General features: G+C 45.8%; 26 protein-coding genes. 12 read left to right on the forward strand and 14 right to left on the reverse strand.

Features of this window, described 5'->3' with window-relative positions; genetic code table 11:
* Window positions 1-44: 44 nt before the first annotated feature.
* Window positions 45-761, forward strand: a complete 717-nt coding sequence (locus tag B0O44_RS23505) for a pseudouridine synthase (protein ID WP_110834548.1) — start codon at window positions 45-47, stop codon at window positions 759-761.
* Here the strand turns inward: B0O44_RS23505 and B0O44_RS23510 are convergent.
* Complete coding sequence (locus tag B0O44_RS23510) at window positions 691-1,056, reverse strand: winged helix-turn-helix transcriptional regulator (protein ID WP_110834549.1); 366 nt, start codon at window positions 1,054-1,056, stop codon at window positions 691-693. The genes B0O44_RS23505 and B0O44_RS23510 overlap by 71 nt on opposite strands.
* A gap of 141 nt (window positions 1,057-1,197) precedes the next feature.
* Between B0O44_RS23510 and B0O44_RS23515 the strand changes: the two genes are divergently transcribed.
* Window positions 1,198-2,193 carry a quinone oxidoreductase family protein gene (locus B0O44_RS23515; RefSeq protein ID WP_110834550.1) on the forward strand — a complete coding sequence of 332 codons (996 nt, stop codon included), beginning with the start codon at window positions 1,198-1,200 and terminating at the stop codon, window positions 2,191-2,193.
* Between the two features lie 2 nt (window positions 2,194-2,195).
* On the opposite strand, the gene B0O44_RS23520 is transcribed toward B0O44_RS23515, so the two are convergent.
* Entirely contained in the window at window positions 2,196-3,977 is a 1,782-nt protein-coding gene (locus B0O44_RS23520; RefSeq protein WP_110834551.1) for a hypothetical protein, read from the reverse strand.
* Window positions 3,978-4,110: 133 nt separating this feature from the next.
* Between B0O44_RS23520 and B0O44_RS23525 the strand changes: the two genes are divergently transcribed.
* The 4 genes from B0O44_RS23525 to hemN all read left to right on the forward strand — a co-directional run bounded on the left by B0O44_RS23525 (window position 4,111) and on the right by hemN (window position 8,251).
* Complete coding sequence (locus B0O44_RS23525) at window positions 4,111-5,295, forward strand: PAS domain-containing sensor histidine kinase (protein WP_110834552.1); 1,185 nt, start codon at window positions 4,111-4,113, stop codon at window positions 5,293-5,295.
* A complete protein-coding gene (locus B0O44_RS23530) occupies window positions 5,295-6,353 on the forward strand; it encodes a response regulator (RefSeq protein ID WP_110834553.1) in 1,059 nt (352 codons plus the stop codon). Before B0O44_RS23525 ends, B0O44_RS23530 begins: the two co-directional genes overlap by 1 nt.
* Before the next feature lie 79 nt (window positions 6,354-6,432).
* Window positions 6,433-6,897: a Rossmann-fold NAD(P)-binding domain-containing protein gene (locus tag B0O44_RS23535; protein WP_110834554.1), complete on the forward strand. Its 465-nt coding sequence runs from the start codon at window positions 6,433-6,435 to the stop codon at window positions 6,895-6,897.
* Window positions 6,887-8,251: an oxygen-independent coproporphyrinogen III oxidase gene (gene hemN / locus B0O44_RS23540; RefSeq protein WP_110834555.1), complete on the forward strand. Its 1,365-nt coding sequence runs from the start codon at window positions 6,887-6,889 to the stop codon at window positions 8,249-8,251. The genes B0O44_RS23535 and hemN overlap by 11 nt, the downstream gene beginning before the upstream one ends.
* 8 nt (window positions 8,252-8,259) lie before the next feature.
* On the opposite strand, the gene B0O44_RS23545 is transcribed toward hemN, so the two are convergent.
* The 8 genes from B0O44_RS23545 to B0O44_RS23575 form a co-directional block, all read right to left on the reverse strand.
* Complete coding sequence (locus B0O44_RS23545; RefSeq protein ID WP_110834556.1) at window positions 8,260-8,946, reverse strand: sulfite exporter TauE/SafE family protein; 687 nt, start codon at window positions 8,944-8,946, stop codon at window positions 8,260-8,262.
* Window positions 8,943-9,380: a FixH family protein gene (locus B0O44_RS23550; protein WP_245943784.1), complete on the reverse strand. Its 438-nt coding sequence runs from the start codon at window positions 9,378-9,380 to the stop codon at window positions 8,943-8,945. The genes B0O44_RS23545 and B0O44_RS23550 overlap by 4 nt, the downstream gene beginning before the upstream one ends.
* Window positions 9,373-10,770: a cytochrome c oxidase accessory protein CcoG gene (ccoG, locus tag B0O44_RS23555; RefSeq protein ID WP_110834667.1), complete on the reverse strand. Its 1,398-nt coding sequence runs from the start codon at window positions 10,768-10,770 to the stop codon at window positions 9,373-9,375. Before ccoG ends, B0O44_RS23550 begins: the two co-directional genes overlap by 8 nt.
* 1 nt (window position 10,771) lies before the next feature.
* A complete protein-coding gene (locus tag B0O44_RS23560) occupies window positions 10,772-11,575 on the reverse strand; it encodes a cbb3-type cytochrome c oxidase N-terminal domain-containing protein (RefSeq protein WP_110834558.1) in 804 nt (267 codons plus the stop codon).
* Window positions 11,576-11,579: 4 nt separating this feature from the next.
* Window positions 11,580-11,747, reverse strand: coding sequence for a hypothetical protein (locus tag B0O44_RS25035; protein WP_170123399.1), 168 nt, complete (start codon window positions 11,745-11,747; stop codon window positions 11,580-11,582).
* An 11-nt stretch (window positions 11,748-11,758) separates the two neighbouring features.
* Complete coding sequence (gene ccoN / locus B0O44_RS23565; RefSeq protein ID WP_110834559.1) at window positions 11,759-13,870, reverse strand: cytochrome-c oxidase, cbb3-type subunit I; 2,112 nt, start codon at window positions 13,868-13,870, stop codon at window positions 11,759-11,761.
* A 76-nt stretch (window positions 13,871-13,946) separates the two neighbouring features.
* Window positions 13,947-14,129 carry a cbb3-type cytochrome oxidase assembly protein CcoS gene (ccoS, locus tag B0O44_RS23570; RefSeq protein WP_110834560.1) on the reverse strand — a complete coding sequence of 61 codons (183 nt, stop codon included), beginning with the start codon at window positions 14,127-14,129 and terminating at the stop codon, window positions 13,947-13,949.
* A complete protein-coding gene (locus B0O44_RS23575) occupies window positions 14,126-16,528 on the reverse strand; it encodes a heavy metal translocating P-type ATPase (protein ID WP_110834561.1) in 2,403 nt (800 codons plus the stop codon). Before B0O44_RS23575 ends, ccoS begins: the two co-directional genes overlap by 4 nt.
* Before the next feature lie 136 nt (window positions 16,529-16,664).
* Between B0O44_RS23575 and B0O44_RS23580 the strand changes: the two genes are divergently transcribed.
* Window positions 16,665-17,294 (forward strand): phosphatase PAP2 family protein, encoded by a 630-nt coding sequence (locus tag B0O44_RS23580; protein ID WP_110834562.1) that lies wholly within the window; start codon window positions 16,665-16,667, stop codon window positions 17,292-17,294.
* 55 nt (window positions 17,295-17,349) lie between these two features.
* Here the strand turns inward: B0O44_RS23580 and B0O44_RS23585 are convergent, their stop codons facing one another.
* The 3 genes from B0O44_RS23585 to B0O44_RS23595 all read right to left on the reverse strand — a co-directional run bounded on the left by B0O44_RS23585 (window position 17,350) and on the right by B0O44_RS23595 (window position 19,137).
* On the reverse strand, window positions 17,350-18,396 hold the full coding sequence (locus tag B0O44_RS23585) for an NAD(P)-dependent alcohol dehydrogenase (protein ID WP_110834563.1): 1,047 nt from the start codon (window positions 18,394-18,396) through the stop codon (window positions 17,350-17,352).
* Between the two features lie 95 nt (window positions 18,397-18,491).
* Window positions 18,492-18,692, reverse strand: coding sequence for a helix-turn-helix transcriptional regulator (locus B0O44_RS23590; RefSeq protein ID WP_110834564.1), 201 nt, complete (start codon window positions 18,690-18,692; stop codon window positions 18,492-18,494).
* Window positions 18,682-19,137 (reverse strand): hypothetical protein, encoded by a 456-nt coding sequence (locus B0O44_RS23595; protein WP_110834565.1) that lies wholly within the window; start codon window positions 19,135-19,137, stop codon window positions 18,682-18,684. Before B0O44_RS23595 ends, B0O44_RS23590 begins: the two co-directional genes overlap by 11 nt.
* A gap of 172 nt (window positions 19,138-19,309) precedes the next feature.
* Between B0O44_RS23595 and B0O44_RS23600 the strand changes: the two genes are divergently transcribed.
* The 3 genes from B0O44_RS23600 (at window position 19,310) to B0O44_RS23610 (ending at window position 22,806) form a co-directional block, all read left to right on the forward strand.
* On the forward strand, window positions 19,310-19,807 hold the full coding sequence (locus B0O44_RS23600) for a GNAT family N-acetyltransferase (protein WP_110834566.1): 498 nt from the start codon (window positions 19,310-19,312) through the stop codon (window positions 19,805-19,807).
* 61 nt (window positions 19,808-19,868) lie between these two features.
* Entirely contained in the window at window positions 19,869-20,345 is a 477-nt protein-coding gene (locus B0O44_RS23605) for a MarR family winged helix-turn-helix transcriptional regulator (RefSeq protein ID WP_110834567.1), read from the forward strand.
* Between the two features lie 31 nt (window positions 20,346-20,376).
* Entirely contained in the window at window positions 20,377-22,806 is a 2,430-nt protein-coding gene (locus tag B0O44_RS23610) for a mechanosensitive ion channel family protein (protein WP_110834568.1), read from the forward strand.
* Window positions 22,807-23,028: 222 nt separating this feature from the next.
* On the opposite strand, the gene B0O44_RS23615 is transcribed toward B0O44_RS23610, so the two are convergent.
* On the reverse strand, window positions 23,029-23,673 hold the full coding sequence (locus B0O44_RS23615; protein ID WP_110834569.1) for a YceH family protein: 645 nt from the start codon (window positions 23,671-23,673) through the stop codon (window positions 23,029-23,031).
* 127 nt (window positions 23,674-23,800) lie between these two features.
* On the opposite strand from B0O44_RS23615, the gene B0O44_RS23620 reads away from it, so the two are divergent.
* Together B0O44_RS23620 and B0O44_RS23625 are read left to right on the forward strand one after the other, a co-directional pair.
* Window positions 23,801-25,129, forward strand: a complete 1,329-nt coding sequence (locus tag B0O44_RS23620; protein ID WP_211321445.1) for a polysaccharide lyase 6 family protein — start codon at window positions 23,801-23,803, stop codon at window positions 25,127-25,129.
* A gap of 35 nt (window positions 25,130-25,164) precedes the next feature.
* On the forward strand, window positions 25,165-26,745 hold the full coding sequence (locus tag B0O44_RS23625; protein ID WP_110834570.1) for a sensor histidine kinase: 1,581 nt from the start codon (window positions 25,165-25,167) through the stop codon (window positions 26,743-26,745).
* Window positions 26,746-26,749: the final 4 nt, after the last annotated feature.

A 26,749-nucleotide genomic window follows, 5' to 3' on the forward strand; every position in this document is an offset into this window, starting at 1 on the left:
TCAGCCATAAATTTTCTATTAATGCTATCTTCGCAAAAAAATCTATGCTTGAAATTATTTATCAGGACCAGGACCTTATTGCCATTAATAAACCGCATGGTTTATTGGTGCATCGCAGTTCCATAGCCGGTGATGCCAAAGAATTTGCCTTGCAGATGTTAAGGGACCAAATTGGCAGACGTGTCAGTCCGGTGCACCGTCTGGACAGAAAAACTGGCGGGATTTTGCTTTTTGCTTTTGAAAAGGAGGTGGAAATTGCCATGCATAAACAATTTCAAGAAGGGGAAGTGCTGAAAAAGTACCTTGCCGTACTTAGGGGCTATGCCCCGGACCAAATGGACATCGATTACCCTTTAACCAAAGATGATGGTGTGGTGCAGGATGCATTTACTTCTTTTATCACTTTAAAAAGGGCAGAGCTCCAGGTGCCTTTTGGAAAACATGCGACTTCCCGGTATTCCCTGGCGGAGGCGACACCGACCACGGGCAGAATGCACCAGCTGCGCAAACATTTTGCACATATTTTTTATCCGATTATCGGTGACCGTAAGCATGGATGCAATAAACAGAACCGCTTTTTTAAAGAAACCTGGGATATGACCACCATGCTCCTGCATGCCTCTGAACTTGTTTTTAAGCACCCCGTCAGTGGAGAAAAGATTCAGCTCAAAGCAGAGCTTCAGGATGAATTTAAACGGGTGATGACCCTGATGGGCTGGGACCAGAAGGATCATACCATTCCGACAACTCAGCCAGAATAGGAAGCAGGGCCAGGCCTTTGTCTGTTAAATGATAATCTACCCGTACAGGGACCTCTGCAATAATTTCTTTATACACCAGCTGATCAGTTTCCAGTTCCTTTAATTGCTTGCCCAGGCTTTGATCTGAGATGCCGGGCAATACGGTTTTCAGCAGGCTGAAACGGTTTACCCCTTCGGAAATATGGATCAGGATCAGGGCTTTCCACCTGCCCGAAATAACCGCCAAGGCGCCATTGATTCTGCAGGAATGCAGTAAAAAGGTTTTGTTCAGGAAATTGGAGGTTTCTTTTTGCATACTCATTTTTTTAAGAGTAACTCCTTAAAACAGGAGTTATTGATCTTTTTTAAAAGGACAAATACCTTTGCCAAACCTACGTAAAATATGCCTGAAGCACTTCAGGTGCAGGTACAATGAATGTAAAAAAACAGGCTAAAAATGAAAGCAATTGTATTGAACGGCTTTGGGGACAGCAAAAATTTCAGTCTCGGAGAAATAGAAAAACCTGCCGTAAAGGCCGATGAAGTCCTGGTGCGGATCAGGGCCTCGGCTTTTAATCCTATAGATTACCAAATGCGTCTGGGCTTAAGAGAAAGCAGATTAATGACCTCCCCTGTACTGGGAAGAGAGTTTTCGGGGGTCATTGTCGCCCTGGGCGCACAGGTACAAGGTTTTTCCCTGGGAGAAGAAGTCATGGCTGCTTCCGGCAGCAGGGGCTCCAACGGGACTTATGCCCAGTACATTGCCATCCATTACAAAATGCTGGCACCTAAGCCGGCAGGCATTAGTTTTGAACAGGCCGCCGCCATACCTTCCTCTGGTTTGACCGCGTTGCAGGCTTTTAAAAGAATGAACGTAAAAGTCCATGACCTGGTTTTTATCGGCGGTGGTTCTGGAGCTGTTGGCCGGTTTTTGATCCGGCTGCTGAAAAGAAGCGGCGTGAGGACCATTTTCAGTACGGCGGGAAATGAACAAAGCCGCAACATACTGGAAAGCAGCGGTCTTTTAAAAGAACAGGTCCTGGACTACCGGGAAAGCGGACTGGTGCAGAAACTGCTGGAACTGACTGGCAGGCCCTTTGATTTTGTGGTGGACCTGGCGGGAGGAAGCATGAGCGAAACTGCGGCTGAAGTGTTAAAAGTAAACGGAACCTATGTGGACATTACTTTTTTGGGGACCGAAAAAACCAGGGAAATCCTTTTTGACCATGGGGATCTGATTTTGAACATTTCCAATTACGCTTATGTACTGGAAGGTAAAATAGAAAGCTACGGCTTAGCATTGGAAGAAATCAGGCAAATGATAGAATCGGGATGGATCAGCCCGCCGGAAATTCATCTGATCGGCGGGCTAAGTGTGAGCAGCGTACAAAAGGCTCATGAACTGATGGAAAATAACCAGGTCAGGGGGAAGAAAATTGTAATGAGCATTTAAAATCAGGCAGGTATAAGTTTCAGCAGGGCTTTTTCAGCATCTTCCAGTTGTTTTTGTATATCTCCGGCTGCAGCAAAAGCCCTGGAACCCAGACTAGGGATCAGTTCTTTATAATAATTGATTCCTTGCTGCAACTGGGCAGAAAATTTTTGAAAATATTTATTCTTTTTTTCATTGATGCTGTGCAGGTGGATTTCCATATCTTTTTTGAGGTATTCTACATAGAGCTGAAGCTCTTTCACAAACAGGTTGGGACGTTCTATCTGCCCCAGGAGGTTTTCACGCCCGTAAATATGACCGATCATCTGTGAAAGAGAATAGGTTCCTGAAAAATAAGCCAGGTTAGGCCCCGGACAAATGCTCACGGCCGGGTTTTCTCTTGGTTTGAGCAGATCATTTTTCAAATAAACAGAAGCACACAAGCCTTCGCAAAGACATACCTTTTCGATTATGGCTGCCTCCTGCTGCCGGTAGCTGGTATCGGACAAGCCTGTTTGTGCAAGTTGCTGTAATTTCAGGTGCTGGTATTCCCTGGAAGCGGTGCAGATGGGCTGCTCGGTGAACTCGGTATTGGTACAAAGAAATTTCTTTTTACAGGGACTGCCGGGCCTTCCTTTTGCAATGCGTTCCAGCCGGAGTATTTCGGCAGTACTTTTTTTGAAGTTGTTAAACAATACGCCCAGAGGCGAAGAATTGCTCAGGTAAAAATCTTCTTCAGTAGCCTGACCCAGGGCCTTTAGGGTTTGTTCATCTACATTAGTGGCCTCAGGAACCAGCAAAAAAGGACTTCCCCATCCAGCAGCATCCAGCTCATAATGGGCAATTAAAAAGTCATGTTCATCGGCAGTTCCAATACCGCCCTGAACGCTCAAGCGTTGTGTGGGCTCTGGTACCGGGGCGAAGCCCCTGTCCATCAGGGCCTGCTGATAAATTTCCAGAAGTTCTTCAAAAAGAGACGATCTTTTTTGTTTAAATTCCTCCAGGATAGGCCCCATCAGCAGGCCATCGGTTGCAAAGGCATGGCCACCGCAGTTGAGGCCCGATTCTACCCTGAACTCGGCTACCCAAAGCCCCCTTTTAGCCAGCATTTTTGCCTGGATCAGGGCCGAACGGTAATCACTTACCTTAAGAATGATCTTTTTGCGGACCAGTCCGTTCTGAGGATAAAAATCGGTACATTGCTCCATATACGCATATAAACGCGGATTCAGGCCCGCAGAAATAATCACCGAGGCATGTAAACGGCTTTTGGAGAAACCTCGCATGGCAGCAATAGCATCGGTGAAATCATCTCCTGCATATTCGTTTCCGGCAGTGTAATTGGCTTTATCGACCTTGGACATAATGTTAACATCTATCGAGCCGGGCATGATCTCCTGTTTCAGTTCTTCCAGCAGACGTTCTTTCAGCTGCTGATTTTCCAGCTGCATGAGGGCCTTGTATTTTATTTTTAAAGGAGACAGGGCCGGAAGCAGCTCGAAATAACGGCTCAGCTCTGTGCCCTGGGTAAAATCTTCTTTCCGCATGGCTTCAAACTGCTGCTCCACCAGCTGGTCCAATAGGTCCAGGTAAGCAGTGATCCTTCTGGCCCTGCTGTCCTGTTCTGCTGCTCTGATAAGGGTATAGGGAAGCTGCCGGGTAGCGCAATGATAAGCCCTCATGCGCTCTGTTAATTCATCATCAACAATAGAAACTACAGAAGAAATGCCATATCTGGCCACTTTTAATGGCGTATCGATGGAATAGCCCAGGCCCAGGACCGGTATATGAAAAGTATGTGACATAATTGAATTTGTTCGGATATGGCACAAAATAGACGACATTTTTTTGCTTAAAATATGACGGGTGTCACATTTAAGTCCTGATGCTGATCAACATCAGCGGGGATAAAAACGCTATATTTGTAAAAAAGGGTTTATGGAAAAAGCAAGGTTACTGAATGCGATTATTGAAACGGCAATTGATGGGATCATTACCATTGATGAGCGTGGCATCATTGAAAGCCTTAATCCTGCAGCCCTTAGGTTATTCGGTTACCAACTCGAGGAAGTGATTGGAAAAAACATTAAGGTACTGATGCCTGAACCCGATAAAGGGGCCCATGATGGTTACATTCACCGTTACCAAAGCACGGGCGAAAAACGTATTATCGGCAAAGGACGTGAGGTACGGGGGCTTCGGAAAGATGGTTCCACTTTTCCTTTCCGTTTGGCGGTAAGTGAAGTACAGTACCAGGAGAGAAAAATTTTTACCGGTTTTATCCATGACCTATCCAGGGAAAAAGAAGCAGAAGAGCGTTTGAGGGAATATGCTGCAGAACTGGAAGAGTTGGTGGAAGAAAGGACTAAATCCTTAAAAAAAACGGTGGTGGCCTTAAGGGAGGCCAAAGAAGAAGTGAGCCTTTCCCTGGAAAAGGAAAAAGAACTCAACCAGATGAAAAGCCGTTTTGTTTCTATGGCTTCGCATGAATTCCGTACCCCTTTAAGTTCTATACAGCTTTCGGCCTCACTCATCGAAAAATACGCCCAACCCTTTGAAAACAAACATATTGAAAAGCATGTCAGTAAAATCAAAAACGCGGTAGGCAACCTGACCACCATCTTAAATGATTTTCTATCCCTGGAACGCCTGGAAGCCGGAAGGGTGGAACCCAATTTCAGTTCTTTTGACCTGGTCAAACTGGCCGAAGAGATCACCGAAGAAATGCAGATGATTGCCAAACAGGACCAGAACATCATTTACCAGCACACGGGACTGGAAAGCACGGTATACCTGGACCTGAACCTGCTTAAAAACTGTATGATCAACCTGATCGGGAATGCTATTAAATATTCCGGTGAACATACCTTTATCGAATTCAATACGGAAATCAGTGATGAGCAATGTGTGGTGACCATTAAAGACAATGGAATAGGGATCCCAGATGCCGACCAGGTCCATTTGTTCCAGCCCTTTTTCAGGGCCCACAATACGGGCAATATTCCCGGAACAGGTTTGGGGCTAAACATCGTATTGCGTTACGCCACTTTAATGAACGGAACGGTCCATTTTGAAAGCAACATCAACAGCGGAACTACATTTGTACTTTCTTTTAACAAATAATGAACAAGACGAGGATACTGATTATAGAAGACAATGATGACATCAGGGAAAGCACAGCCGAAATCCTGGAATTGGCAGGTTATACTGTTTTTCAGGCCCTAAATGGGAAGGCAGGGGTAGACCTGGCGCTACAGGAATTGCCAGAGCTGATCCTGTGTGACATCATGATGCCCGAACTCGATGGTTATGGGGTTTTGTACCTGTTGCATAAAAACCCGCAGACTTCAGCCATACCTTTTATTTTTTTAACGGCAAAAGCAGAGCGGATAGACATGCGAAAAGGGATGGAAATGGGGGCCGATGATTACCTGACCAAACCTTTTGACGATGTAGAACTGCTCAATGCGATCGAAAGCCGTTTGAACAAAAAGAACATCCAGAAAAGCTTTTACAGCAAATCACTGGACCAGATCAGCGGACTGATCAGTCATACCTCGGGTTTAAACGAACTGAGCAAACTTATCGCGCAGCGGAAATTAAGACACATTAAAAAGAAACAGATCATTTACTACGAAGGAGATACGGTAAACGGGATATACCTGGTGATGAGCGGTAAGGTCAAAACCCTGCGCCTGTCGGAAGACGGCAGACAGCTCATGACCGGAATTTATGGGCAGGAGCAGTATTTTGGACTGGCCTCCCTGCTCATGAATGAACCTTATACCGAAACTGCCGAAGCTTTGGAAGATGCGGTGATCTGCCTGTTGCCAAAAGACCTGATGGAAGAGCTGCTGAATAAATACCCGGACATTTCCAGACAGTTTATCAAAATTCTTTCCGATAATGTTTTGGATAAAGAGCAGCAGTTGTTGCAGCTGGCCTACCATTCTGTACGCAAAAGACTCGCTGAAGTCCTGATCCGCCTGTGTGCACAGGAGCAGGTTGAGGGAGGCCTGGTTTTAAGGGTCTCCAGAGACAATTTGGCAGCCCTGGCCGGAATGGCTACCGAAACGGTGAGCCGGATACTAAGCGATTTTAAAGAAGAACAACTCATTGAACGAAAAGGCAGCCAGATCCAGGTGCTTGACCTGCAGCGGCTCCGGAACATGAAAAACTGATCAGGATCATATTTCTGGCTGACTAAACTCATACCCTCTGCACTGTCAGGGGGTTATTTTTGCTTTAAAATTTAGTAGCATGAGAGTCGTCGCATACAGTATAAGGTCCTTTGAAAAAGAACCCCTGGCTATTGCCAATCATAAAAAACATGAAATCACCCTGATTTCCAATGCGCTGACAGCGGAAACTGCCGTGTATGCCGAAGGAAAAGAAGCCGTGATCGTTTTCAGCGATGACGAGGTTTCTGCAGAAGTGATTGATAAACTGGCCGGATTTGGCATCCGCTATATCGCAACCCGTTCCATCTCCACCGATCATATAGATCAGCAGGCTGCGGCCAGAAGAATGATCCGCATTGCCAATGTTCCTGCGGCCGCGCTGGACCAGCGAAGTACTGAAGAATTGTCTATGGCCCTGGCCGAAGAAACGATCCTGAACCTCGACAAATGGCAAAGCAACCGTTGTTTGGGAATAGCCTGTGTTTGTTCCAGGTCCTGTGATCAGAAAAATTCACAGGGGCAGGGAGGTGAACATGAGCATTAAAGAATTACTTGATAAATATCATGTTGCCGCACCCCGTTATACCAGTTATCCTACAGTGCCCTATTGGGACGCCAGTAGTTTTGATCAGGAAAAATGGAAAGGGGCGGTCACTGCTTCCTTTCAGGCAAGTAATGCAGCGGATGGCATTAGTATATACATTCACCTGCCTTTCTGTGAAAGCCTTTGTACCTATTGCGGTTGTAATACCCGTATTACCAAAAATCATAAGGTAGAGGAACCCTACATTGCTGCGGTACTGCAGGAATGGTCCCTGTACAGGGAATTGTTTGATGAAAACCCCAGGATCAAGGAATTGCACCTGGGCGGTGGGACGCCTACATTTTTCAGCCCGGAGAACCTGGAAACACTCATCCGGGGTATTTTTAAAAAAGCAGATCTTCATCCCCAGGCCGCTTTCAGTTTTGAGGCCCACCCGGGCAATACCAGTACCGCACATCTGGATGTTTTACATCAGCTGGGCTTCAAAAGACTGAGCCTGGGGGTACAGGACTTCGATCCTGTGGTGCAGTTTATGATCAACCGGATCCAGAGCCCGCAGGAAGTGGAAAGGGTTACCCTTCAGGCCAGGGAGCGGGGCTATCTTTCGGTAAATTACGACCTTATTTACGGTTTGCCGCATCAGCGCCTGGAGGGTTTAATGGATACGGTCAATACCGTACTGCGTTTAAAGCCAGACCGTATTGCTTTTTACAGTTATGCCCATGTTCCCTGGGTTAAACCCGGACAAAGAAGGTACAGCCAGCAGGACCTGCCCTCTGCTGAGCTGAAGCAGCAGCTTTATGAGGCGGGTCGCCGGATGCTTAAAAACGGAGGTTATAGCGAAGTTGGAATGGACCATTTTGCGCTCGAACATGATGCCCTTTTTGAAGCAGAAAAGCAAGGGAAACTGCACCGGAATTTTATGGGCTATACCGAGCAGTACAGCCGGCTGATGATTGGCCTTGGGGTTTCCTCCATCAGCGACAGCTGGACCGGTTTTGCCCAGAATGTCAAAAAAGTAGAAGACTATGTGGAAATGACTGCAAGTGGACAAATCCCGGTGGTCAAAGGACATTTACTCAGTGCTACAGACCTGGTCTTGCGTCAGCATATTTTAAACCTGATGTGCCATGGAAAAACCAGTTGGTCAGATCCTGGTCTGCAGAATGAAGCACTTTTTGCAGGCATTCAGCGGATGAAAGAACTCCAGCAGGACGGCCTGGTTGAAATCAGGGAAAATGAAATACAGGTCACTGTATCTGGTAAAAGATTTTTGAGAAACATTTGTATGGCGCTCGATGCCAGGCTATGGGAAAACCAACCACAGACCCAGTTGTTCAGCCTGGCGGGTTAAGCTGGTGCTTAACGGCACTCGGCTACACCGCTTGAAGGTTTTGAAGGACTTAAGTAAGGAATATTTAAGTCCATTCCCCTTAAAATAAACCAAATACCCAGAAAAAGCATCAGATAGGGGACCATGCGGTTGATCCTGCCCCGCAATACCTTTCCGCTAAAACCAACACCTATAGTTGCCAAAAGCATCAGCGGTGCTGTTCCTGCACCGAACCAGAACATATAAGCACTGGCTGCAGGAATACTTCCGGTATTCACTGCCCCGGCCAGGGCCAGGTATACAAATCCACAGGGCAGCAGGCCATTGATTATACCAATAATCAAATGATTGGCTTTGTGTTTGAGGGCCGCCCCAAGCAGCCGGTGAAAAGGTTGCAGTAAAAAGGCGGGTGTGCGGTTTACACCTGATAATTTAAAGATCCTGGAACAGGCCGCAGCAAGGATCAGCAGCCCGCTGGCCACACTGATGCCCTGCTGCAGGCCCGATAACCAGAGCTGACGTCCAATCCCTCCAATGCAAGCGCCCAGTACACTGTAGGAAATCATCCGTCCAAGCTGGTAAAGCACTTTGTCTGTAAACAGGTAAACACGGCCAGTCTTTACAGAAGGAACAGCAAAAGCAAGTGGGCCGCACATGCCTATGCAATGCACACTGCCCAGTAATCCGATCATAAAAGCCAGGTGCCCGTCACTCATCGCAGTACCAGCTCCTTTTCATATAAATATGATTTTTCAGCACTTTTCCATTCCAGCTGTATTTTCCATAAGCCTCGGGCCAGGTGGTCCAGTGGAACTTCAAAATGGTTTCCTTCCCTTGTTTCTAGGGGCAGCGTCCGGTCCAGTTTTTTATCCGCGCTGCGGATCAGTTTTAAGGTTCCCTGTGCTGGGGCCTTAAAGCCAAGCAGCAGGGTGTTTTCCCTGAGCTGGATCAGCGGCTCGGCCTGGTCTTTTTTGACCCGTTCTTTTTTATCATAGTCCTCATTGTAACGGATGCCTTTTTCGTAATAGTCATTGTCTACAAGTGCATCGTTTTTACTCCTGATCATCAGCACGCCCAGGGCCACGATAAAGGTCATAAAGGCCAGCATGCCGATCACTAATTTTGTTCCCCAGTTCATGTGTCTATTCATTTGGTGGTGCGATAAAAGTGCTGGTAAAGCGGTCAATTACTTTTCCTTCCGAAATCAGTTTAAAGCCGATCTCTGTTTTATATTGTTTAATGCTGTTTTGAGGCAGAATGACAAAAAAAGTTAGTTTTACATTGCCACCATATTTCAGCTCCTGTTCTTTCTGGATGTACTGGATTTTTGCATCGGGGTTTTCTGGCCGAATTTCAAAATGAATGGCTTTGCTGGTCTTGTTGACCAGCTCTGCATTGTACAGATTGCTGACGGTTTTATCCTTTTCCCTGATCTGGTACAAAGTTCCGCTGGCCCGGAGCATGGTGGTTTTTACCGCACTTCTGCTGATCAGCAGGTAACTGAGCAGGGCAATCAGCGCCAAGAGTACAGCAGCATAGCCATACATCCTTTTACTCAGTTTAAAGGGCCGTTTGAGCTTAATCTCCTCTTCAGATTTGAAGCCAATAAGTCTTAAAGGCCTGTCTATTTTTTGCATCACCATGTCGCAGGCATCTATACAGGCCGTGCAATTGATGCACTCCAGTTGCGTGCCGTTACGGATGTCTATCCCGGTCGGGCAAACCTGTACACAGAGTTTACAGTCTATGCAATCTCCTTTTACATCAGGCCTTTCTTTGTTGCGTTTGCCCCTTGGCTCGCCCCGCTCATAATCATAAGCCACAATAATGCTTTGGTTGTCCAGCAAGACCCCCTGGAGCCGGCCATAGGGACAAGCGACCGTGCAAACCAGTTCCCGCATCCGGGAAAAAACCAGGTAAAACACAAAGGTGAACACCCAGATGGAAATAAAGCCGCTCAGATGGGAAGAGATGGGCTCAGTAATGATGCGGATCAGGACTGGGGTGCCAATCAGATAAGCCAGAAAAATATTGGCAATAAAAAAGGAAACCAGTAAAAACACACTGTGTTTAAGTCCTTTTTTTAGCACTTTTTCTGTAGTCAGCGGACCTTCATTAAGCTTTTTCTGTTTGATGTGATCGCCCTCGATCCAGTTTTCTATTTTGCGGAAAACCATTTCCATAAAAATGGTTTGCGGACAGGCCCAGCCACAAAAGACGCGCCCGAAAACCACGGTAAACAGTACAATGAATACCATAAAGATCAGCAGGCCCAGCACGAAAAGGTAAAAATCCTGGGGCCAGAAAATGAGCCCGAAAAAAACAAATTTTCTTTCCAGTACCCCAAGCAGGATCAGTTGTTCACCGTTCAGGCGGATAAATGGCGCCGAAAACAGCAGCACCAGGAAAAAATAACTCAGGGCAGAACGGTACCTGTATAAAGTTCCTTTAACGATCCTGGGATAGATCCATTTGCGTTTTTTTCCATCATCGGTTAAAGTGGAAATCTGGTCTCTGAACTGATCGGGCTGTTGTGACATTTTATGGTTGTTTTTCTCCCTGAGGTGCTTTTGCACCAGCAGGATTACTTCCCTGAAGGGATAATATATAATTGGTCAGATCTGCGATCTGCTGGGCACTGAGTGATTTTTCCCAGGCAATCATGCCTTTTTCGGGAACACCATATTTAATGGTTTTAAAAATGTCTTTTACGGTTCCCCCGTGCAGCCAGTACGCATCGGTCAGGTTAGGGCCCACGATGCCCTGTCCGTGCTCCCCATGGCAGGGTGTACACCTGTTTTGAAACAGGGCGGCACCATTTTTAATCACTGCTTCATCTTTGCTCTGTTCGATGTTGTTTTCATTCACTGCATTTTTTGCATTTCCGGGTTTAAGTAAAAAGGCTTCTTTGGCCAGGGCAGCCTGCTCGATTTCTGTATCATATTCCTGTTCCTGATTTTGCCCCCAGCCAAGCACCTCGTAATTGAACATATACACCAGGGCAAAAAATATGGTTCCATAAAAGAGCACCATAAACCAGGCAGGGGTAGGGTTATTGAGTTCGGCAATGCCGTCAAACTCATGCTCCATCACCAGGTCTTTTTCTTCTGAAATGGGTTTTAAGCCCATAATTTTGCTCCATATGGATGGTTTTAGCCTTTTCAGGGCCAAAGCTTGCTCCAGGGCTATTTCCTGCCGGGCTTTTTCCTCAGGGCTTGGGAAAGGTGTCGGATGGACGGACTCTTTGACATAAAACTTAATCACTTTGAGCATCAGGATGGATACACCCAGTATCATCACTGCGGTGAGGCCCATGGCGATCACCAGTATATCGGAATAACTCATCTTTTTATAATTCTTCTTCGTTTAAAGGGAGTTCACTCATGTATTTCACTTCCTCTTTTTTCATCATCCAAAGCACCAGCCCCACGATAATGAAAAAGAGTACAAATATTCCTAGTGAACTGATTAAATACACTTGCTTGTCATCTACCTGATGTAAAAACTGTTTGAACATATCTGTCTGGTTTATTTTGCCTTAATGTCCATTCCCAAGCGCTGCAGGTACGCAATAATGGCAATGATCTCTTTATCACTTTTTACTTTTACATTGTTCTTTTTAAGGTCAGCGGCAATGGCCTGCGCCTGTTTGTCCAGGTCCTTGTTGGCCTGGTGCTCATATCCGGCCTCATAGGGTACCCCCAGTGTACGCATGGCCTTAATTTTGGCCACAGTGCTGGTGGTATCCAGTTTTTGCGTGGTCAGCCATTCATAAGGTGGCATAATGCTGCCCGGAGACATGGTCTGAGGATCCAGCAGGTGGTTGTAATGCCAGGAATCGGAATATTTACCACCCACACGCTGCAAGTCCGGACCGGTGCGTTTAGAACCCCATAGAAATGGATGGTCATAGACAAATTCTCCGGCCTTGCTGTATTCTCCGTAACGTTCTGTTTCCGAACGGAAAGGGCGGATCATTTGCGAATGGCAATTCACACAGCCTTCCCGGATATAGATGTCCCTGCCCTGCAATTCCAGCGGACTGTAAGGTTTAACACTGCTGATGGTTGGGATATTGGATTTGATGGTAAAAGTGGGCATCATTTCAATCATCCCTCCAATCAGGATCACGATCAGGGAAAGCACCATAAAAATCATGGGTTTGCGCTCCAGTATGCGGTGCAGCTTTTTATCAGAACCTTGGGCCACATACACTGCCGGTAAAGGTTGTGCCTCGGCAGGTTCATTGGCCAGCAATTGACCTGCCCTTGTAGTTTTAATTAGATTATAAGTCATTACAATCACCCCGCAGAGGTACATGGCGCCACCCAGGGCCCTTAACATATACATAGGGATAATCTGAATAACGGTTTCCAGAAAGTTGGGATATTTTAAAAGCCCTTCTTCGGTAAATTCTTTCCACATTAAACCTTGGGTAAAACCGGCAAAATACAATGGGACCGCATAAAAAATAATGCCCAGGGTCCCGATCCAGAAATGGAAAGCGGCCAGTTTTTTGGAGTACAGCTGGGTCCTGTAAATTCTTGGGATCAGCCAGTAAAGGATACCAAAAGTTAAGAAACCGTTCCATCCAAGGGCACCCACATGAACGTGTGCAACGATCCAGTCGGTGTAATGGGCAATGGCATTGATTTGTTTCAGGGCCAGCATAGGGCCTTCAAAAGTGGCCATACCGTAAGCGGTAATGCCCACTACCATAAATTTTAAGGTTGGATCTTCCCTGACCTTATCCCAGGCGCCCCTAAGGGTCAGTAAGCCATTGATCATTCCGCCCCAGCTTGGTGCAATAAGCATAATAGAAAAGGCAACCCCAAGCGACTGTGCCCAGCCAGGAAGGGAAGTGTACAAAAGGTGGTGCGGGCCTGCCCAGATGTAAATGAAAATCAGCGACCAGAAATGGAGTATACTCAGTTTATAGGAGTATACTGGTCGTTGTGCCATTTTAGGCAAAAAGTAATACATCATGCCCAGGTAAGGGGTGGTCAAAAAGAAAGCCACGGCATTATGCCCGTACCACCATTGCACCAAAGCATCCTGAACACCTGCATAGAGGTAATAACTTTTAAAAGCAGAAACCGGTAATTCAAAAGAATTGACAATATGGAGAACGGCAATGGTCACAAAGGTTGCAATGTAAAACCAGATGGCCACATACATGTGTTTTTCGCGGCGCCTGATAATGGTCCCAAACATGTTGATCCCAAAAACAACCCAGATAACAGTAATGGCTATATCTATGGGCCATTCCAGCTCTGCATATTCATGAGAAGTACTTAAACCCAGGGGCAGGGTAATGACCGCCGAGACAATGATCAGCTGCCAGCCCCAGAAATGAATCCTGCTCAGGACATCACTAAACATTCTTGCTTTGAGCAGACGCTGCAGGGAATAATATACGCCCATAAAAATGGCATTCCCAACAAAAGCAAAAATTACTGCATTGGTATGCAGGGGCCTGATGCGGCCAAATGTGGTGTATTGGCTGCCCATATTTAATGCAGGTTTAAAGAGCTGCATGGCAACCAGCAGACCAACGGTCATGCCGATGATGCCCCATACAATGGTGGCGATGGCAAAGTTCCTGACGATCTTGTTGTCGTAGTAAAATTTCTCAATCATATTAAAATAACGAATGGTTGTTTATGGGGGTAAAAGTACAGGGCATGGTCTTCCCGGAGAATGATTACAGTTGTGGCTAAAACTGATCTTGGTCACTTTTTTTCTCTTCGGCAGTGGAAAGTTCCTCTTCAAAAAGGATCCGGACCGATGGGGTATAGGTGTCTTCATGCTGGCCTGTTTTAAAGGCCCAGAAAAACGCAGCTAAAAAGATCAGGGCCAGTAAAATACTGATGCCGATCAGGATAAAGATCATGTTCATAACAATTGATTTTTACGTGCATACAGCCGGGCGCTGATGCTGGTAAACAGAATAATGGTAACGGTGCTCAGGGGCATCAGTATGGCCGCGATCAGCGGGGAAAGTAAGCCCTGTACCGCAAAAAAGAGTCCCAGCATATTGTACAACAGAGAAATTCCAAAACTCATATGGATCACTTTAACGGCATCTTTTGCCTGCCGGATAAACTGCGGGATTTTTGAAAAGCTGCTGCCGTCCAGAATGGCATCACAGCCGGGGCTGAAATTGTTGATGTTGTCGGTAACAGCCACACCCAGGTCACTTTGTTTTAAAGCGCCCGCGTCGTTCAGTCCATCTCCGAACATAAGTACTTTGGCGCCCTTTTTTTGAAGCACGGACACATAATCAAGTTTGTCCTGGGGGGATTGTTTAAAATGGAGGTGTTGCAGACTTGGGAAAAAGGGCAGGAGCTCCTTAAGATCGTGGTCCTGGTCACCTGAAAGCAAATGCAGCCCGGCCGACTGGCCAAGTTTTAAGGCCAGCTCTTTAAAGCCGGGCCTCCAGCGTTGGCTGGATAAAAAGTAGCCCAGGTGCAGCCCATCGATCAGTACATGTACCTGGCTGCCTTGTGGAAAAGAAAGGGGGTCAAGCCCAAGAAAGCTGGCACTGCCCAGTTGTACCTGCTGTCCGTTCAGGGTGCCCCTGATGCCCCTGCCAACTTTTTCCTGGTAATGGGAAACCAGGTGTTTTGCAGGCAGGCCGGCCCAGCGGACCAGCTCACGGCTTAAAGGATGTCCCGAGTTTCGGGCCAGGTCATTGATCAGCTGGGCCTGTTCTGTAGACAAAGTCCCGCTGAAAACAAGTCCTGCAGATTCGGGATGACTGATGGTGCCGGTTTTATCGAAAATAAAAGTGTCTATCCGGGCAAGCTCCTCAATAACAGCAGTACTTTTAAGATAGAATTTGTTCCGGTCAAAAATGCTCAATACCGCGGCCAGGGTAAATGGCGAACTCAGGGCAAGGGCACAGGGGCAGGCGATGATCAGCACAGCGGTAAAGGAAGCCATCGCCCGGGAAACATCTCCTTTAAAAATCCAGAACAAAGCCGTGCAAAAGGCGAGCAGCAGAAGCATCAGGCTAAAATATTTACTGGCCATCGCACTAAAAGTTTTAATGTGGTTTTTGCTGTGCTTAAAGCTTTCGTTGTTCCATAGCCGGGTCAGGTAGCTTTGGGAAACCGGCTTGACCACTTCCAGTTCAATGGCCCCTTCCAGTTGTCTTCCTCCGGCGTAGACCACCTCACCCAGTACTTTTTCCACAGGCCTGGATTCACCGGTCACAAAACTAAAATCCAGCGTTGCCCGGCCTTTGAGTAATATGGCATCTGCCGGTATGATCTCATTGTTGCGGATCAGGATCCGGTCTCCTTTTTTTAAGCCTTCCAGGGGAATGGCTTTTTCGCCTTCAGCGTTGATGCAGGTTACTGCAACGGGAAAATAAGAGCGGTAATCCCTTTCAAAAGAAAGGTGATGGTAAGTGTGCTGCTGCATCCAGCGGCCAATGAGCAGAAAAAACACCAGGCCGCACAGGGTGTCTACAAAACCGGCCCCGGTATGGCTCAGTATTTCTGCTGCAGAACGCCCGAACATCACCGCAATGCCCAGGGCAAGCGGAAAATCGAGGTTCAGTACGCCATTTTTTAAGTTGTGCCAGGCCGAACTGAAGTAATCACGGCCACTGTAGAAAACCACGGGCAGGGCAAAGGCCAGGTTAAGCCAGCCAAAAAAATCCGAAAACTGTTTTTCCAGTCCCGAAAGCCCAAAGTACTCGGGAAAACTCAGGAGCATGCTGTTCCCAAAACAAAAGCCAGCAACGGCTATTTTGGTCAGCAATGTTTTATCTTGTGAGGAAGGGTTCTGTTGTTTTTTAACTACATCCTGCAGGCTGATCAGGGGTTCATAACCAATGCGGACCAGCAATTCGGCCAGCTGCCGGAGCGATAGTTCTGCTTTTTTATAGGTAATACAAACCTGTTTTTTTAAAAAATCGGTCCTGGACAGGCGGATACTGGAATGAAATTTATACAGATTTTCCAACAGCCAGATGCAGGAACTGCAATGTATGGCCGGAACGTAAAAAGTAACTATGGCCATTTGCTCGTCCTGATAATCGAGCAAGCCAGCTGCAATGAGCTCTTCATCCAGGTAATCCAGACGCTGGGCCGTACCAGACTGGCGTTTTCCGGGAACGGTATTATAGGCATAATAATCGCCCATGTGATGTCCCTGGAGTACCTGGTAAACCCCTTTGCAGCCCAAACAGCAAAAGTTTTTCTGATCTGCGGTATAAGGACTTGCTGGCAGGTCTTCCCCGCAGTGGTAACAGGAACTACTGATCTCTAAAGTTTTTGTGGCGGACATGGGCTTTGCATTTGATTACAAAATTGCTGCAAAGGCCTAAGGGTTAAAATGACAGGCCTTTCCTTAAAAAGTGATAGAAATCACTTTTTAGTTGTCAAAATGTTTAAGTTCGTGCGTTTATTAAGCAAAAAAATACATGCATAAAAAAGGAAAATCTGCCTTGGCTTATCTTATGGTGCTTATCGCCATGGCCTTTGTGGCACTCACCCTGGCCATTGTACTGATGCCCTTACCGGACCTGGATAAAAACGTTTCCAAAGCGGTGCAGTCCTTTCAAAGCCCGGCCTTGTACAAGGTGATGCGCCTGGTGAGTGATTTTGGAGTCATGCCGTTTTCTGTGCTGATGGTGCTGATCACTGCGCTGGTGTTTTTTCTTTTTAAATATAAAAGAGAGGCCCTTTTTGTTTTGTTTACTCTTTTTTGCGGTGTGGCCAGTACCCTGATTAAATATCTTGTGGACAGGCCCAGGCCGGCTGCCCCCTTTGTACAGGTTATGGAAAAAACCAGACAGCAAAGCTTTCCCAGCGGACATGTAAATTTCTATGTGCTGTTTTTTGGCTTTATCCTGGTCCTGATGTTCCATATGAACAGCATACCAAAACTGGTGCGTATGGTGGTAGGCGGCTTTTCTGCCGGGATGATTTTACTGGTGCCCTACTCCAGAATTTATTTAGGTGCACACTGGTTTACAGATGTACTGGGAGGGATCTTATTGGGTTCTTTGCTGCTTTATGTAAACAGTTACTACTATCTGCGCAAAAAATAAAAGCAGCTGGACCTGCCTGGCAGGCAGCTGCTTTATATTTTAATCAAATTGGCTTTTAATTAAGTGAAGCCATATCAATCACAAAGCGGTAATGCACATCACCTGCAAGGGTCCGTTCATAGGCTTCATTGATCTGGTCCATATTGATCATTTCCACATCGGAAGTGATGTTGTGCTGGGCACAATAATCCAGCATTTCCTGGGTTTCTTTAATACCACCCACCAGTGATCCCACTAAACTCCGGCGGCCGCCAATCAAATGGAAAGCGGCAACGTCCGATGGTTTTGGCGGAACACCCAGTAAGATCATGACCCCATTTGTCCGGAGCAGGGACAGGTACTCATTATAATCATGTTCCGCAGAGACGGTATCAATAATGTAATCAAAAGTATTGCGCAGTCTTTTCATGTTTTCAGGATCCGTGGTCAGCTCAAAATGATGGGCACCCAGTTCTGCAGCATCTTTTTCCTTGCTTTTGGAACGGCTCAATACCGTCACTTCTGCGCCCATGGAAGCGGCCAGTTTAACTGCCATATGACCCAGTCCGCCCAGACCAACCACGGCAAGTGTATCGCCTTTTTGAACATTCCAGTGTTTTAAAGGAGAATAGGTGGTGATGCCTGCACAAAGTAAAGGGGCTACCTTTTCCAGCGGAAGTTTATCTGAAACACTCAGGACAAATTTTTGGGTCACCACGATATGGCTGGAATAACCACCATAAGTAATGGTTTTTTTATCCTGTAAAAGGGAATTGTAAGTTTGGGAATGTCCGTTTTCGCAATACTGTTCATTGTCTTGCGCACAATTCCTGCAATGTCCGCAGGAATCTACAAAACAACCCACGCCCACCGTGTCCCCAACTTTAAAGCGGCTGACTTTGTCGCCCACGCGGGTAACCTTGCCCACAATTTCATGTCCCGGAACTACAGGGTACATGGTTCCGGCCCATTCATTTCTGGCCGTATGAATGTCGGAGTGGCATACGCCACAGTACAGGATTTTGATCTCCACATCATCTGCCCCGGGCTCCCGGCGGTCCAGCTGATAGGGTTCAAGAGGTTTATCCGCGCTTTTAGCTGCATAGGATTTGACTGCATTCATCGTTTTTCAATTATTTAGTGTTCTCACAAATATAAATACAAATGGAAAGGCCGCTTTGTTCAGTTCATTTTATTTCTGTCCGTAAAACGTATTTTTTAATCTCCTTCTTCCAGCTCAAAAATCTCCTCAACGGGTTTTTCAAAAATCCTGGCCAGTTTTAAGGTCAAAATGGTTGAAGGAACATATTTGCCGAGCTCCATAGAATTAATGGTTTGTCTGGACACCTGCATTAGGCTGGCCAGTTCGGCTTGCGTAAGGTTTTTAATGGCCCTTTGTACCTTAATGCTATTCTTCATCTTGCTGCTCTTTATTCAGTTTATAAATGCTGTAGTAAAACCTGGCAATGAATATAACCAATACTGTAAATAGATTGTAGACCATTCCAACGAAAAAACTCATGCCGTATAGGCTGAAATTTAAAACCAGCAGTACAATATAACTGGCCAGAACAGACCATTGCCAGCAGCGCAGGCGAATGAGTGAAATGTATTCATCCTCTTTCGGTTCCCGGGCAAAACAGATCATCAGCAAACCAACAACGGTTCCGGCCAGGGCGGTTTCATTGGTGAGGTTATAAGAGTCTTCAAAAATAAATTTACTTTCATTTACGGGTATGGGAAGAACAAAACCAGGAATGCTAAACTCAAAATACAGTGTAGCAATGCCCATCACTGCAAAAACTAAAAAGACGATCCAACCAATTACCTTGTATTTGTTTGGAAGAAGGAGTTTGTTGTTCATGATTTAAAGCTAGGACAAATAAATTTAAATGTCAAATATATTTTACATTTTGATTTATTTGTTTGTCATTTAGTCTTTTTTGTTTGTCTTTTTGTCATGGATTTATAGGAAAAATAAATTTATTTATAATATATGTAGTCTGCTACATATATTTGGATGTAAGTAAAGAAATATGAAACCTTCTATCACACTAAAATCACTGGACAACAGTTATTGCAAACAGATCCAGGACCTGATCCTGCCCATACAGCAAATAGAATTTAACGTGCCCATTACCCTGGAAGGGCAGCCCGACCTTTTAGATATAGAAAGCAATTATTTTAAAGATGGCGGAAATTTCTGGGGGGCGCTCCATGCAGAAAATGAACTGGTCGGCTCCATTGCCCTGCTGTCAGTAGGGCACCAGACCGCTGCCCTGCGGAAAATGTTCGTGAAAAAGGAATTCAGGGGCAGGGAGCTGAATATTGCACAGGACCTTCTGGAAATTTTAATCCGGTATTGCAGGGACAAAAAACTAAAGGATATTTATCTGGGCACAGTGGATGTGCTCAAAGCTGCCCAGCGTTTTTATGAGCGCAATGGTTTTGAAAAGATCGCAGCAGAAGCACTTCCTGCTTACTTTCCCAGAATGAAGGCCGACAATGTCTTTTATCATTTAAAGGTGATTTAAAATTAATTAGCTATATTTTAATCTGCCGCTTATATTTGGGCCGGTACAAACAACAGAGCTTATGAATGTTATTGATGAATCTGGTATACTGGCCATTGCCACAAGGCTGCAAAGGCTCAGTGACCAGATCCGCAAAGATGGTTTCCAGGTTTACAAAGCGCATGGCATTGACTTTGAACCCAAATGGTTCCCGGTCATCTATACCTTGTACCACAAACCGGTATTGAGTGTGGTAGAGTTGGCCGGTGAAATCGGTTATACCCATCCTTCGACCATAAGCCTGCTCAAAGAGCTGGAAAAAGAAAAACTGATCCGTTCCAGAAAAGACAAAGACGATGAACGCAAAAGGCTGCTGCAGCTGACCGATAAAGGCCGGGAGCTGGTCGAAAAAATGCATCCGGTATGGGAGGTGCTGAGGCTGGCCACGGCCGAAATGATTGATACCCAAAACCACCTGATGAAGGCCATTGAAGAAGTGGAAGCAAAGCTGAGGGAGAAAAGTTTTTTTGACCGTGCAAAAGAAAGAATGAAGATTTAAAATAGCTATCTTCATAAATCAATCGGAATATATGTTAAGAACGGTTTTTTATCCGGTCCTGTTTATAGCCTGTTTTGTAATTGGCGGCAATGCCCTCGCGCAATCTTCTAAAAAACAAAAAAACTTAAAAGATTCGGTTGCTGCCGCAAAAGGGGATACCTCTCTGAATACCTTTATGGACAGGGTAGAGTTTTATGCCAATACCTTTAACCAGATGAATTCGGTTTTGTCCAGGGGTTTTGACACCACTACAGTAAGCACAGACCTTCCCAAAATTGAAAGCAGCCTTAAATATATACAGAAAGGAACTTCGGTAGAAGACCGTTCCAATACTCTCAGGTATTTGTACTCGCTCAGGGATATTCTTACCCAGATCGAAGACAAACTGAATGTCTATCAGAAAACCTTAAGCGGCTATAACGATAAACTGGTACAGATCCAGAACGGCCTGATCCAGATGAAACAGGACCCCTCTCTGAAAAATGCGCCTACAGACAGTATTCTGAATGAAGAATACCAGGAACAAATAAAAAGGCTGGATGCCAAATGGCGGAAAATTGACGGGGCCAATAAGCAAAGTATGCGCCAGATCGGGGTATTGCAAAGTATGGTTGTCCAAAGTTATATCCAGGTGACCAATTATAAAGAACGCATCAACACCGAGTTGCGTAAATTTGGGGCCAGGGCCTTTTCCAAAGAATATCCTTATTTGTGGCAATCGGGTGAAAAAGATTATGCCGAAACCTTCAAAACGGCCTGGGACAGGACCATTACGGCCAACCTGCAGCTTTTAAATTATTATTTTTATACCAACTGGACCATACATCTTTTTGGTCTGATCATTTTTATTGCCTTTTACAGCTGGATCAGCATTACCATACGCCGGATTAAACTGCTCAAAGCAGATTATACAGGCATATTAAACCAGGCACATTACCTGCCACGGATTCCTGTTCTGGCTTCTTTACTGGTTACGGGTTTTATCACCTTCTTTTTTTACGATCATCCGCCGGTGATCTTTATGGAGCTTTTTATGCTCATGCTGGTGCTGTGTACGGGCTTTCTGGTCCGTAAAGTATGGCCAGAGCTGCTCTTTAAATTCTGGATTATTGTATTGCTGCTCACCATATTTACCGGGATCAGCAATCTTTTTTTGTTGGTTTCCTTTACCGACCGCATTGCGGTTTTCCTGCTGGGTGCCGCAGGTGCGGCTGCAGGTTTTGCCTTTTTGAAAAGGGTACAGGCTTCTCGTGATTTTTATCCGGAAAGAACAGTTTTGTTTTTAAGGGTTTTTATTGCCGTGCAGCTGATTTCGGTGTTTTGCAATATTTTTGGCCGCTTCAGTCTCTCCAAGATCTTTCTGGTAACTTCATTGTTTGGGATCTGGCAGTCTATGAGCCTGGTTATTTTTGTAAGGGTGGTGATGGAAGCCATATTCCTGCAGCTGGAGGCAAGTAAAGAAAATTCAGAAACGCCTACCTATTTCGATTTTGCCCTGCTCCAGCAGCGCTTTAAAAGTATACTGAATATTATTGCCATTATCCTATGGCTGATCCTGCTGGCCGGAAACCTGAACATCCTGGATGCCGTTTATGATTTTGCTGCAGGGGTACTGACCCAGAGCCGTAAAATTGGCGGGAACGAATTTACCTATGGAAGCATAGTGGTTTTTGTACTGGTGGTCTGGGCAGCGACAGTGGTCAGTAAAGCGGTCAGTTACTTTTTTGAATTTGCAGACCATCATTCTACTTCCAAAAGCAAAAAGAACAAGCTGAGCTCTTCCATATTGCTCATTAAACTAGCTATTTTTTCCATTGGTTTTTTACTGGCCATTACCGCCTCAGGCATACCGATGGAAAAGATTACCATAATTTTAGGGGCTTTAAGTGTGGGTATCGGTTTTGGTTTGCAGACCATTGTCAATAACCTGGTGTCGGGTATTATCCTGGCGGTTGAAAAACCGGTAGAGGTGGGGGACGTTATTGAAATCGGCAATAAATCCGGAACTGTAAAGGAAATGGGCATCCGGGCCAGTAAAATTGCCACTGCCGATGGCTCAGAAATTATAGTACCCAACGGGGACCTGCTTTCCCAACACCTGACCAATTGGACCCTGAGCAACAAGCACCGGCGTGTAGAGCTGATTGTGGGGGTGGCTTATGGCACCGAACTGGGTTTGGTGATTAAGCTGCTCAAGGAAATTATAGACCGCGAAGACATCATGCAGGACCCCAAGCCGATGGTGCTGGTGCATCATTTGAATGACAGTTCTGTCGATTTCAGGATTTTGTTCTGGGTGGACGACATCAGCAACTGGGTCAGTTTAAAAAGCCAGGTACTGAGTAACATCTACGAAGTCTTTTATGAACATGGAATTTCTATTCCTTTTCCACAAACAGATGTTTACCTGCATTACCCACAGCCGCCTGCCAACGGACCTGCAGACAAAGAACCTTCTTAATTTATTTTTAACTGAACAGCGGCCAGGGTAAAACCTGTCTTGGACCAGGCTGGTTTATGAGCCCGGTATGCTTCCGTTGAAAGTCTGATCTGACCCCGGATTTTGATTTAAAAATACGGGGTCAAAAGGGATTCATACCGGACTCATATCGGACTCATCTGGTATTTAGTCAAAAAACCGCATAACATTTAGCCCTGTTTTTTTTGCCTTAAAAAGGGGAGATTATTTATCCATCAGCAGGTTCACCAGTTCTTTTAATTCTTCCAGTTCCTGCTCCAGTTTAATGACCCGCTCTTCCAGCTCAGTAGAAGGATAGGCGATGGTTAGCGATTCAAGCTCAGGCTCTTCATGTTCTTTCTCACCGCCAAAAAGCTGCTGGTACCGGGCTTCTTTCTGACCCGGTTTTTTCGAAAGCTGACGTACATAAGGCGGCTGGTCGGCAGCCAGTTTGTTCAGGATTTCCTGGATGGCTTCTATGGTTTCAAATTCATACATTCTTCCCGAATTGGTGTTAATTTCTCCGGGGGTCAAAGGCCCTCTGAGCAATAAAAGACAAATGATGGTCAGTTCTGCCGGAAGAAGGGGGTATACAATGGCCAGGTTATGCTTATATTTCATGCTGCGGGTCCCTGCGCCGGTAACTGTGCCCACAAGGCCCTTTATTTTCAGGGCATTCAGGGTCAGTGTGACGGTCTGCTCATCATAATTGACTACAGGGTTGCGAGAGGTTTTCTGGTTGCAGGCAATGGTGATCGAATTGATCGTCATTGGGTAATAGTCAGGAGTGGTCTTGCTTTTCTCGATCAGCACACCAATTATACGCTGTTCCACATCGCTGAGGATCATCAGAGGTTTAGTTTCTTCCATAAGGGCTAAAGATAAAAATAAATTCAAATCCCCGGGCAGATGACAAAAATACTGAATAAATTGCTGCTGTGCCCGCCCGGTGAAGACCTGGATCTGTTAATTTAGAAACCTGTATTTAAACCCCGATATGATGAAACAACTGTGTTCTGTTTTTGCCCGGCAAATGGCCGTTTTTTGTTTTCTGGCCCTGCTGTCCGGATTTTCTGTTTCCGCGGAAGTGATCCGGGTATCTTCTGTTGCTGATCTTGAAAAGGCCATTCAGAAAGCATCCCCCGGAGATGTGATCCTGCTGGCCAAAGGCGTCTATACTTTGGAAACGGATCTTCAGATCAGTTGTCAGGGAAAAGAAGGCCGGCCGGTGAGCATTTGCGCAGAAAAAGCAGGGGAAACAGAAATAACAGGGAAAGGGGGCTTTAGCCTGGTGAAACCTGCAAAGTATGTGCTGATTAAAGGATTTAAATTTAGCCATGAGGCTTCTAAGGCCAGATCTGGGGCAGGAACTTCTTTTTGTCGCTGGACGGAAAATATTTTTGAAAACAGTGGGGCCGGGGAAGACCTTACCCTGGCCGGAAATGATCAGGAAGTGGATTACAATACCTTCAGAAATAAAAACAGCATGGGCCGTTTTATCGCAGTCAGGGGAACTGGAAGCCAGATTGCCCAGCGGCTGTACATCCACCACAATTATTTCAGCGATTTTTTACCGCAAACCGGTAACGGGGCCGAGGCCCTGCAGTTTGGCCTGAGTGGTTTCAGTCTTTCCTCGAGTAACAGTACGGTGGAGTATAATTTGTTTGAACGCTGCGCCGGAGAAAATGAACTCATTTCTGTCAAAGCATCAGGCGTTACCCTTCGGTACAATACGGTAAGAGACTGTCCAGCGCAATTTACCCTTCGTCATGGCAACAAGTGTTTTGTTTATGCAAACTATTTTACCAATACCCCCGGACTGCGTATTTTTGGCGATGACCATTTGATTTACAGCAATTGTTTTGAAAATTGTAAACCGGCCATTACCATTGGAAATGGCGATGGGGAAGTCGCCGATGGAGCAAAGCTTACCGTCCATGACCGGCCCGACCGCATCCAGATTGTATTCAATACTTTGGTGCTCAATCCAGAAAACATTGTCATGACACCCCGTAAAGAAGGAATGGGGGCAACAGCGGTAACTGTAGCTTACAATGTGATTGTTGGCGGAGGAGCGGCGGCCAGTATCAAGGGGCCTTTATTGCAATCCAACTGGAAAGGCAACATTTTGTTTAATGTCAAAAGCGAAGGCGATATACCTGCCGGAGGTTATAGCAAACAAGATCCGCATTTGCCAAAGGCTGGCCCATATCAAGATGTGATGCTCATGGCTTTTCACGGAAAGGAATTCCCTGATGCCGATTCAAAGGCCGTAATTCATATCCTGCAAAAACAGGATGTCGGTTTTTTTGCTAAAAATCACTGATGAAAGGATTTTAAGAATATGGTTATCTTTGGGGAATGAATTTAATCCCCAAAAATCATAAACACCTGATCGTATTGGGTGTGGTCGTTTTTCTTTGTTTTTTGGGGATGGCTTTGTTTATGAACAATAAACTTAAAGCCAGGACAGAACTGCTGAGCAACAATAAAGTACTGGACATCTATTATCAGCATAAGGCCAGCAATGTCAATCATGAATTCAGTAAACTCATTAGTGGTTTATCTGCTGCAGAACGGATGATGATGGGGATACAGGACCGGGGGCAGTTTATCCGGCGTGCTGCTGGCCTGAAAAATGTTTTACAGAATGATCCGCAGGTCAGCCAGGGCTGGTATGCCTGTTTTAATCCGAAAGATACTTTGTTTAATGTGCCGGAAATTGGAGCGGCAAAAATAAAAAACTGGCTGCGGAGGGAATTTACCAAAAAAAATGATCCGCAGGGAAGTAAGGGGGCTTTGATTACCCAGGCCGATTCTCTTTACTGGCTGCAGGCTTCCCGGTTCTGGCTTGCCGATTCGACCATGGTGCTCATTGGCCTGGAAGTGAACCTGCAGAAATTTCAAAAGTATTTGTGGAATGTCCAGGACAAAAGTATTGCCTATGCCATTATTCTGGATGGCAGGGGCTATTGTATTTCTCATCCGGATATTAATTTTATTGGAAAACGGCTCCCGGGGCTGAAGCAGGATTACCTGGACCTGTTGGTGAAAAACAATGCGGTAATTAAAGAAACCGTATTTTCCAGTTACCTGGGCTTACCCGTTTTGCGCACCGCTTCTGTTTTTCATATTGGCGCTATGGACTGGGTCATGCTGGTGGATACTCCAGCTTTTGTAGTCGATGAAGAGATCAATGGCCTGAGAAAAAATTTTATTGTGATTGGCTTGTTTTCCATTCTGATCATTGTAGGGGTAATGGCTTACCTGCAACACCGCTGGCAAAAAGAACTGATGCTCCGCCTGGAACTCGATGCCAACCGCAAACTGTTGCTGTTGGAACGTAAACAGCTGCAGATCCGGACAGAAAAGCAGGAAAAAGAAAATGCATTGCTGCAGCTGAAGGTATTAAAGGATAAGGTGAATCCTCATTTCCTGTTCAATTCTATGGGCTCGCTGAATGCCCTTATTGACCGGGATACCAAACTGGCCAGGGAATTTGTCATTAAACTATCCAGGGTGTACCGTTATTTACTGGACAGCTACCCCAACGGCCTGGCTGGTGTTGCAGAAGAACTGGACTTTGCTGCACAATACTGGTTTTTATTGCATATCCGTTTTGGAGAGGCCATGCTGCCCATGTCGGTCGAAGTAAAGGAGGAACATCTGGACCGTAAACTTCCGTTTTTAAGTATACAGATCGCTATAGAAAATGCAGTAAAACACAATATGCTTTCCAAAGAAAAGCCACTAAAAATCAGCATCCGGAGCCAGGGGGACAAAATTGTGGTGGTCAATAACCTTCAGTTGCGGGCTTTTACTGAAGATTCTGGCAAGCAGGGCCTTTCTTATATTGCCGGGGTGTACCATTACCTGGAGGTCACAGGCCTGGAACATGGCCAGCACCAGGGGGAGTACCGCTGCGCTTTTCCGCTTTTATAATACA

This window comes from Pedobacter nutrimenti, from assembly GCF_003208655.1.
GTDB lineage: Bacteria > Bacteroidota > Bacteroidia > Sphingobacteriales > Sphingobacteriaceae > Pedobacter > Pedobacter nutrimenti.

What these genes read in the sequence shown, in the direction of transcription:
- B0O44_RS23505 (WP_110834548.1), top strand. Translation starts at nt 45, where the DNA reads ATGCTTGAAATTATTTATCAGGACCAGGACCTTATTGCCATTAATAAA.
- B0O44_RS23510 (WP_110834549.1), bottom strand. Translation starts at nt 1,056, where the DNA reads ATGCAAAAAGAAACCTCCAATTTCCTGAACAAAACCTTTTTACTGCAT.
- B0O44_RS23515 (WP_110834550.1), top strand. Translation starts at nt 1,198, where the DNA reads ATGAAAGCAATTGTATTGAACGGCTTTGGGGACAGCAAAAATTTCAGT.
- B0O44_RS23520 (WP_110834551.1), bottom strand. Translation starts at nt 3,977, where the DNA reads ATGTCACATACTTTTCATATACCGGTCCTGGGCCTGGGCTATTCCATC.
- B0O44_RS23525 (WP_110834552.1), top strand. Translation starts at nt 4,111, where the DNA reads ATGGAAAAAGCAAGGTTACTGAATGCGATTATTGAAACGGCAATTGAT.
- B0O44_RS23530 (WP_110834553.1), top strand. Translation starts at nt 5,295, where the DNA reads ATGAACAAGACGAGGATACTGATTATAGAAGACAATGATGACATCAGG.
- B0O44_RS23535 (WP_110834554.1), top strand. Translation starts at nt 6,433, where the DNA reads ATGAGAGTCGTCGCATACAGTATAAGGTCCTTTGAAAAAGAACCCCTG.
- hemN (WP_110834555.1), top strand. Translation starts at nt 6,887, where the DNA reads ATGAGCATTAAAGAATTACTTGATAAATATCATGTTGCCGCACCCCGT.
- B0O44_RS23545 (WP_110834556.1), bottom strand. Translation starts at nt 8,946, where the DNA reads ATGAGTGACGGGCACCTGGCTTTTATGATCGGATTACTGGGCAGTGTG.
- B0O44_RS23550 (WP_245943784.1), bottom strand. Translation starts at nt 9,380, where the DNA reads ATGAATAGACACATGAACTGGGGAACAAAATTAGTGATCGGCATGCTG.
- ccoG (WP_110834667.1), bottom strand. Translation starts at nt 10,770, where the DNA reads ATGTCACAACAGCCCGATCAGTTCAGAGACCAGATTTCCACTTTAACC.
- B0O44_RS23560 (WP_110834558.1), bottom strand. Translation starts at nt 11,575, where the DNA reads ATGAGTTATTCCGATATACTGGTGATCGCCATGGGCCTCACCGCAGTG.
- B0O44_RS25035 (WP_170123399.1), bottom strand. Translation starts at nt 11,747, where the DNA reads ATGTTCAAACAGTTTTTACATCAGGTAGATGACAAGCAAGTGTATTTA.
- ccoN (WP_110834559.1), bottom strand. Translation starts at nt 13,870, where the DNA reads ATGATTGAGAAATTTTACTACGACAACAAGATCGTCAGGAACTTTGCC.
- ccoS (WP_110834560.1), bottom strand. Translation starts at nt 14,129, where the DNA reads ATGAACATGATCTTTATCCTGATCGGCATCAGTATTTTACTGGCCCTG.
- B0O44_RS23575 (WP_110834561.1), bottom strand. Translation starts at nt 16,528, where the DNA reads ATGTCCGCCACAAAAACTTTAGAGATCAGTAGTTCCTGTTACCACTGC.
- B0O44_RS23580 (WP_110834562.1), top strand. Translation starts at nt 16,665, where the DNA reads ATGCATAAAAAAGGAAAATCTGCCTTGGCTTATCTTATGGTGCTTATC.
- B0O44_RS23585 (WP_110834563.1), bottom strand. Translation starts at nt 18,396, where the DNA reads ATGAATGCAGTCAAATCCTATGCAGCTAAAAGCGCGGATAAACCTCTT.
- B0O44_RS23590 (WP_110834564.1), bottom strand. Translation starts at nt 18,692, where the DNA reads ATGAAGAATAGCATTAAGGTACAAAGGGCCATTAAAAACCTTACGCAA.
- B0O44_RS23595 (WP_110834565.1), bottom strand. Translation starts at nt 19,137, where the DNA reads ATGAACAACAAACTCCTTCTTCCAAACAAATACAAGGTAATTGGTTGG.
- B0O44_RS23600 (WP_110834566.1), top strand. Translation starts at nt 19,310, where the DNA reads ATGAAACCTTCTATCACACTAAAATCACTGGACAACAGTTATTGCAAA.
- B0O44_RS23605 (WP_110834567.1), top strand. Translation starts at nt 19,869, where the DNA reads ATGAATGTTATTGATGAATCTGGTATACTGGCCATTGCCACAAGGCTG.
- B0O44_RS23610 (WP_110834568.1), top strand. Translation starts at nt 20,377, where the DNA reads ATGTTAAGAACGGTTTTTTATCCGGTCCTGTTTATAGCCTGTTTTGTA.
- B0O44_RS23615 (WP_110834569.1), bottom strand. Translation starts at nt 23,673, where the DNA reads ATGGAAGAAACTAAACCTCTGATGATCCTCAGCGATGTGGAACAGCGT.
- B0O44_RS23620 (WP_211321445.1), top strand. Translation starts at nt 23,801, where the DNA reads ATGATGAAACAACTGTGTTCTGTTTTTGCCCGGCAAATGGCCGTTTTT.
- B0O44_RS23625 (WP_110834570.1), top strand. Translation starts at nt 25,165, where the DNA reads ATGAATTTAATCCCCAAAAATCATAAACACCTGATCGTATTGGGTGTG.